Consider the following 7,343-nt stretch of genomic DNA (forward strand, 5'->3'; position numbering starts at 1 on the left):
TGCTTGTCCACAAGCCGTTCGAACACGCCCCAGGGAACATGCTTCAAGACGTCGTGGAAAACGCTATTGTGGTGCCGCACGGTGTTGCTCCCTCGTGTCCGGAAGACGCGCCAAACGTCTGAACACGAGTAGAATCAACACCGTGCGCTCAGTCCACAAAATTAAGCCGGACAGCCGTGGGCTTGACCCGGCCATCCATGCCAGGGCGCCCGAGCCGAGCTACCGAGCCGAGTGTGGCAAGCGCCCCGCAGCACGCTCCGAAACCCTCTCCCCTGGAGGGAGAGGGTGGCTGCCGCAGGCAGCCGGGTGAGGGGGAAACCTCAGCAAGCTCAGCGCCAAAAGGCGCGCAAGCCCGCGCCACAAACTCCCTCCCACCTGCCGCCGCGTCTCATTGACAGGCTATCGCCCGCCCGCGACCATGCGCCGAGAATGGGAGGATCGGAAACATGCAGGTCGACGGCAAGGCCTTTCGCACCATCTGGCTCGCGGCGGACGGGCGGGCGGTGGAAATCATCGATCAGACGAAGCTGCCGCATCGTTTCGAGATCGCGCCTTTAAAGAACGTCGACGACGCCGCCCATGCCATTAAGGAGATGCTGGTGCGCGGCGCGCCCCTCATCGGCGCCACCGCCGCCTACGGCATGGCGCTCGCCGCTGGCGAGGACGCCTCCGACGCCGCGCTTTCTTCCGCCTACGACAAGCTTCACGCCACCCGTCCGACGGCGATCAACCTCCGATGGGCGCTGGAGGAGATGATGCGCACCCTCTCGCCCCTGCCGCAGGCCGAGCGCGCCGCCAGAGCCTATGCCCGCGCCGCCGAGATCGCCGACGAGGATGTGGAGATCAACCGCGGCATCGGCCGTTCGGGCCTGCCGCTGATTGAGAAAATCGCCGCCGAAAAGCCCGGCGAGACGGTCAACATCCTCACCCATTGCAATGCCGGCTGGCTGGCGACCGTCGATTGGGGGACGGCGACGGCGCCCATTTACATGGCGCACGAGGCCGGCATCGACGTCCATGTCTGGGTCGACGAGACCCGCCCGCGCAACCAGGGCGCCTCGCTGACGGCATGGGAGCTTGGCCATCACGGCGTGCCCCATACGGTCATTGCCGACAATACCGGCGGGCATTTGATGCAGCACGGCCTCGTCGACATGGTCATCACCGGCACCGACCGCACCACCGCCTCCGGCGATGTCTGCAACAAGATCGGCACGTACCTCAAGGCGCTCGCCGCCGCCGACAATAACGTGCCCTTCTATGTCGCCCTGCCCTCCCCGACCATCGATTTCAGCCTTCATGACGGGCTGCGCGACATTCCCATTGAGGAGCGCACCGGCGAGGAGGTGGCGATGATCGCCGGCCGCGCGGCGGACGGGCGCATTGAGACCGTGCAGCTCGTTCCGGACGGCTCCAAGGTGGCGAACTACGCCTTCGACGTCACCCCCGCCCGCCTCGTCACCGGTCTCATCACCGAGCGCGGCGTCCTCGCCGCCAACGCCGAGGCCATCGCCGCGGCGTTTCCGGAGCGCGTCCAGGCGGCGGCTTAGATTCCGGCGCCTTTCTCTTCCCCAGCCGCACCGCGGGGCTGAGAGAACGGGAACCCGGTTGCCACGAACTTTCTCCTCTCCCCGCTGGGAAGAGGTGCCTGCGTGGGCGGGCGGTGAGGCCGCAGAGGCGCGACCGTCGGGAACCGGCCGGCAGAGGCGCGACCGTCGGGAACCGGCCGGCCGCGACGACGACAAGCTCTGCCTTCCCCTCTGTCGTCACGCCAGGGCTTGACCCTGGCATCCATTCCGTTCCGCCCTGAAGCAAGCTCCACCTTGCCGGAAGGCCGCGCCCTATCCCCCGAGCTTCGGCTCCCAGGCGTTCAGTCGCTCCGCCTGCGCCGTCACCGCCTCGATGGAGGGATAGGCTTCGGTATTCACCATCATGTCGCGCGCCAAGGTCAAACCCCGCGCCTCGGCGGTGGCCCGCACGCGCTCATCGGCGATGTGCTCAAGGTCGATATTGTGGGCGAGCCCCAGAATGCGGCGGATCATCTTCGCCGCCGCAAAGCCCAAAGTGTCGGCGAAGAGCCGCGCCATATAGGCCTCGCGCTCGGCGGCGAGCCGCAATTTGCCCTCCGGCGAGGCGAAAAGCGGCGCCGGATAGGCGTCCCCCGTGCCGTTCTCCTCCCACAGCCGCAGGAACTTTTCTCTGAAGCCGTTCCAGAAGTCGCGCGTCGCTGAAAGCACCCAGCGGCGATATTCATCGCGCGCCCCCGGCGCCTCCTCATGGCCCACTTGCGAGAAATAGTTGAGGAGAAGGTTGGCGATCACGGCGCCGGTATCGAAGCCCATCGGCCCCATGAAGGCGAATTCCGGGTCGATGACGCGGGTGTCCTCCTCCGTCAGCATGACGGAGCCGGTATGAAGGTCGCCGTGGATCATCGCCTCCGCGGAGCCCATGAATTTCACCTTGAGGCGCGAAATCGCCACTTTGAGGTCGCCGTCCTCGCGGATCGCCGCCGCGAAGGGATCGAGATAGGGCGCCGTCCAGCGGTTGCGCTCCGCCACCATATAGGGCTCGGTGAAGATGAGCTCCTCGGTGATCCGGCAAAGCTCCGTATTGCCGGCGAAGGCGGCGATGAGCTCCTTCTTCTCCGCCGCCTTGAGGGCAAGGTCGGAGGTGAAGAAGAGCGTATTGGCGGCGAAGGTGGAAAGGTCGCCCGCGAATTTGGGATAGACCGTGCCGGCGATCATGCCGTGCCGCATGATGATGTGCGGCTCCAACAGCTCCATGGCAATGAGCGCCAGCGTCTCGTCGTAATGGTAGATTTCCGGCGTCAGCCCGGGCGCGTACCGGCCTTCGCGCGACAGCGCCATATGCTCAAAATGCGCCCGCTCCAGGGGCAGCGGCCAGGCCTCGCCGACGAGCCTGAGATAAGGCAGCGCCTGCTTCACCGCCACGCCCCCATCCGGCCCGCGCACCTTGAAGACGAGGTTGAGGTTGCCGTCGCCGACTTCCTCGATGGCCCAATCCGCCGCCGCCCCGCCGAGCTTGCCCGCGACGGCGGGAATGTCGGCCAGATAGAAGCGCAGGCTCTGCGCGTCATGCGCCCGGTAGCCGGGCGGAACCTCCAGCGTCATTCGCTCTCCTCCCCTGTCCCGGCCGCCGGCCGGGCCGCGGGGAAGAAAACAGGCTCAACGCGCGTTCGGCAAGACGCGCTTTGCCTCAGCGGCGGCGCCTCTGCTGGCTGGGCTACGCGGGTGCCTCTCTGTCGCCGTGCGAGATTGGGAGGGCTGGAGCTGGCAGGTAGCTGCCGGTTCGCTCGCAGGTGCGGCGAGCGGAAGGACCGATATTGGCGCCTGCCGCGGCAGTGCCTGCAAGCAATCCGTCGTCGTCATTCCTACCGCAACGAACGTCCGCTTCTAGTGCTCTCGGGGGAATGCCAGGCTGAACGAATGCCGCCTTCTGTTCGATCAACGGAAGAGACAAAAAGGGTCCCACGGGGTTCTGGGCTCAGTTTCGGTGCGCTTGGCACTACAACACTGGTGTCTTACCTTTCTTGAGTTTGTGAGCAATCGGACGAACGGTCGAGGTGAGGTGAGCAGGAAACAAAGTGAGAGAGTGACGACCACCGCGATCGAAACGCCGCGGCCGGCGCTGCGGATACTCTTGCGACGAGAGAGCGGCTCGCAAATGGGCGATGTCCCGTTCGAGATACAGCCCGACGAACGAGTATTCGTTCTCGGCGCAAACGGGACAGGCAAGTCGGCTCTGTTGCACAAACTGGTGCGGGAGGGGGGACCGAAGATACGTTGGGTAGATGCGCAACGTGCGATCGGCTTCGAAACCGGGGCGATCAGTATGACCGCCGCCAGCCGTCAGCAAGCCGAGAAGAGGTTTCGCAGCTTGGAACGCAACTACAGAGCGCGCTATTTCGAGGATTTGGGCTACAAATCACAGCGCGTTTCTGCAGCCCTTTTCGACTTGGTCGACGCAGAGGTACAACGGGCGCAGCGGATCACAGCTGCCTTCGATGAGAGGGTTGATGCCAGCGATCTACGAGCCGAGGAAGCTGCGATCGCACGGCTAAACCGGATGCTCTCCTCGGCTCGACTTCCCATCTCCATAGAGGTCGACGGCATCCGGGCCGTGAATGCGCGCCGCGGCGACGGCCCGCCCTTCGATGTCGCTGCCCTCTCAGACGGCCAGCGTGCGGCATTGCTCTTGGCTGCGACCGTGCTCACCGCCGAGCCTGGCACAGTGGTCCTTATCGATGAGCCGGAACGCCATTTGCACCGAGCGATTTCGGCTCCGCTCCTGCGTGACTTGTTTGCTGAGCGGCCAGACTGCGCCTTTGTCGTCTCTACGCATGAGATCGACCTAGCAGCCGACCATCCTGAGGCCCGCGTCCTCCTTACCCGCGATTACCGTCCAGCAGTCGAGTCGGAGGATGCCCACGCTATCGTCGGCGGGAATGTTGAAGCCTGGGACTTCGATTGGCTGGAATCGGGCACTGACCTGCCCGATGACTTGCGGCGCGACGTGCTGGGTGCCCGCCGCCGCGTACTGTTCGTGGAGGGGACGCAGACGAGCCACGACCGAGCACTCTACGCCGTTCTCTTTCCCGATGTCAGCGTAGTGCCCAAGGGAACCGCGGCCGACGTGATCGCCGCGACGAGGGCTTTCCGTGACAACGTTCTGCACTGGCTCGACGCGCGCGGGCTGATCGACCGGGACGAGCGGGACGAGGCGACGGTCGCAGCGTTGCAGGCCGACAATGTGCACGTCTTGGCTCTTAACGCGGTCGAGGCGCTCCACCTGCATCCGCACGTTGTTGCCGCCATTGCTGCGCGCCAGTGCGCGTTCATGGGCGGCGATCCAACAACACGCACACAAGAGGCTGTTGCGGCGGCCATCGCCGAACTTGCTGCGGAGCGTGACCGCCTCTGCGCCCGCGCGATCGAAGTGGCGGTGCAAAATGAGGTGAAGAGCCGGCTGCCAACGTGGAAGAACCTTCTGGAAGGCGACCCACCCGCCATTACGGTCGCGCCGGCAGGACGGCTGGACGCCGAGCGCGCGACTTTCCAGGCGGCCGTGGAGAACCGCGACCTCTTGGCACTGCTGGTCCGCTACAAAGTGCGCGAAAGTGGGGCGGCCGCAGCGGCTGCCAAGACGTTGAAGTTTCGGAATGCTTCGGACTACTGCGCGGCCGTACGCAAATTGCTGGCAGACGACGTAAGCATGCGACGCGAAATGCGGAACCTCGCGCCGACCCTGGCCATTGCGTGGCCCGAGAGTAGCGCGTAACCACAGTTCAAGGCCACTTTCAATCGCGGGACAACTCCGTTCCGCATAGCCGACATTGGAATACTTAGTACGGAATGAGCACTGCTAATCCGTCGGGAGCCGCGAACCGACGGCGGGAATGTCAGCTTTCGAGAACCGGCAATGAGTGAAGGAACGCCCGCCATGGGACCCACAACCCTCCCCCTATCCCCCCTTCAGCACCGCCACGTCCAAATCCCCGTCGGTGAACCAAGGGTCGCCGCCGCCGTTGCGCCCTTCAAGCACGGTGTGAAAGCCCGGCACCTTGAAGGCCTCCGCGAGCCTGCCGGTCGCTTGAAGGTCGGAGATCAGCCTGTCACGCTCCGCGTCGATATCGGGCGCGATATGGTGCGTCACCTGGCCGGTCGTGCGGCTGAGGCCGACGCTTTCGTCGAAGGAGGCCGCGCCGATCCAGACCGGCCGCCCGTTCGGCGCCTTGCGCCCGGTGTCCCAGAGGCGCACATGGTTGCGCCGGCGCGGATTGTCGCCGGCGGCCTTCTCAAAGGCGAGATCCTCCTGGCGCCCGAAGAGATAAAGCCGGCTCACCGGCGCCTGCGCATAGGGGCGCCTCAAGACCGTCGCGGCGGCGATTTCAGCGTCGCTCCTGAAATCGAGCGGGTTGGCCGGCACCCAGCCCGCCGCTGCCATCGCCCCCTTCACCTCGCCCTCCGTGCCGATGAGCGCCACGTTCAAAGGGTCGCCCGGATGCCCGTCCTTCGTCTTGGTGATCCTCGGATCGTCGTCGAAGGAAGGGTGCTTCCTGGCGTAGCGCTCCCAGGCATGCGGCAGGACGAGATAGGCGATGAGGAGATAAAGCGCGGCAAGCGCCAGCGCCGCGCCGGCAAGGCGGCTGAAACGCTTCCTCTCTCGCCCTTCCGCGCCCATGCCGGCCTTCTCCCGTTTCGCCCAGTATAGGCGCAAGCGGGCCTCCGGCAGAGAGGCTTAGACGGATGGCATGAGCCGCCCGCAGCGCGGCCCCGAAGCCCCGCCCTTAGGCGGCGACCTTGGCGCGGCGGGCGAGCCCGCCATTAAGGTCCAGGCAGCGCGAGAACCAGCTCGCCACCGGGTCCTCCGGCGGCAGCGGCAGATGCCCGTGGATGACGGTGAGCCACATCAAGGTGCCGAAGGGGATGAAGTCGACATAGAGCGGCTCCGCTCCGCCGAGCCAATGGTGGTATTCCAGCGTCCGGCGGATCGGCGCCAGCGCCTGCGACAGCTCCTCGATGGCCGCGCCGGCATCCGCCTGCGCCTCCTCCAGCGTCTTGCCGAGCCGCGCCTCGCGGCTTTTGCGGAAATATGCCTGGTCGGGGTCGTCGAGCTGGTCGTGGATATCGACGATGATGAGCCGCATCACCGGCCCGTGCAGGGCGGCGAAGGCCCAGCTTTCCATGAAGCGGGCGGCGGCGAGGCCGCCGTCGGTGGAAAAGAGCCGCGGCCGGTCGGGATAGGCGTGCTCCAGATGCAGGGCGATGTCGAACGAATCGCGCACCCTGACGCCGTGGTCGTCGAGCACCGGCACGGTGCGCACCACGTTCGGCTCGATGGCGGCGACGCCGAGGAAGGGCGTCGGCACGGTCTCCACGTCGAGCCCCTTATGGGCGAGCGCCATCTTGGCGCGCCAGCAATAGGGGCTGAAGCGCAGCTCCTCGTCGCGCCCGCACAGATCGTAAAGCCTTCGCATCTCGCCTCCCAAGCCTTGTCGGGGAAGCTTTAGAGGCTTTTCGGCGCGGAATGAAGCGGCCGGCGGGTCGCGCCGGAACCGCCGCGGGGGCGATTGAACGCTGCGTTTGAGACTGTCGTCATGCCAAAGCTTGACCTTGGCATCCATTCCGCTCCCCGCGCGCGGCGACAATCGACGCCGCGTTCGAAGGAACGCTGAACCAGAGACTGTCGTCATGCCAGGGCTCGACCTTGGCATCCATGCCGCTCCGCGCGCGGCGCCGCGGCTACGCCGCGCGCCCCGCCACCGTCACGGCAAGGCTCGGGCAGATCGAGGGCGGAACGGATTGGATGCCAAGGTCGAGCCC

General features: G+C 66.0%; 5 protein-coding genes. 2 read left to right on the forward strand and 3 right to left on the reverse strand.

The window, feature by feature from the left end; all coding sequences use genetic code 11:
* Positions 1-446 precede the first annotated feature (446 nt).
* Positions 447-1,550, forward strand: coding sequence for an S-methyl-5-thioribose-1-phosphate isomerase (gene mtnA / locus Q331_RS0114480; RefSeq protein WP_026381270.1), 1,104 nt, complete (start codon positions 447-449; stop codon positions 1,548-1,550).
* A gap of 291 nt (positions 1,551-1,841) precedes the next feature.
* On the opposite strand, the gene mtnK is transcribed toward mtnA, so the two are convergent.
* A complete protein-coding gene (gene mtnK, locus Q331_RS0114485; protein ID WP_026381271.1) occupies positions 1,842-3,131 on the reverse strand; it encodes an S-methyl-5-thioribose kinase in 1,290 nt (429 codons plus the stop codon).
* Between the two features lie 481 nt (positions 3,132-3,612).
* Between mtnK and Q331_RS0114490 the strand changes: the two genes are divergently transcribed.
* Positions 3,613-5,298 (forward strand): AAA family ATPase, encoded by a 1,686-nt coding sequence (locus Q331_RS0114490; RefSeq protein ID WP_156953369.1) that lies wholly within the window; start codon positions 3,613-3,615, stop codon positions 5,296-5,298.
* Between the two features lie 183 nt (positions 5,299-5,481).
* On the opposite strand, the gene Q331_RS0114495 is transcribed toward Q331_RS0114490, so the two are convergent.
* Together Q331_RS0114495 and Q331_RS0114500 are read right to left on the reverse strand one after the other, a co-directional pair.
* The gene (locus Q331_RS0114495) at positions 5,482-6,237 is read right to left on the reverse strand and encodes an LssY C-terminal domain-containing protein (protein ID WP_245615666.1); all 756 of its coding nucleotides are present in this window, start codon (positions 6,235-6,237) and stop codon (positions 5,482-5,484) included.
* Positions 6,238-6,307: 70 nt separating this feature from the next.
* Positions 6,308-6,997: a glutathione S-transferase N-terminal domain-containing protein gene (locus Q331_RS0114500; RefSeq protein WP_034492354.1), complete on the reverse strand. Its 690-nt coding sequence runs from the start codon at positions 6,995-6,997 to the stop codon at positions 6,308-6,310.
* Positions 6,998-7,343: the final 346 nt, after the last annotated feature.

The organism is Afifella pfennigii DSM 17143, assembly GCF_000688515.1.
Classification (GTDB): domain Bacteria; phylum Pseudomonadota; class Alphaproteobacteria; order Rhizobiales; family Afifellaceae; genus Afifella; species Afifella pfennigii.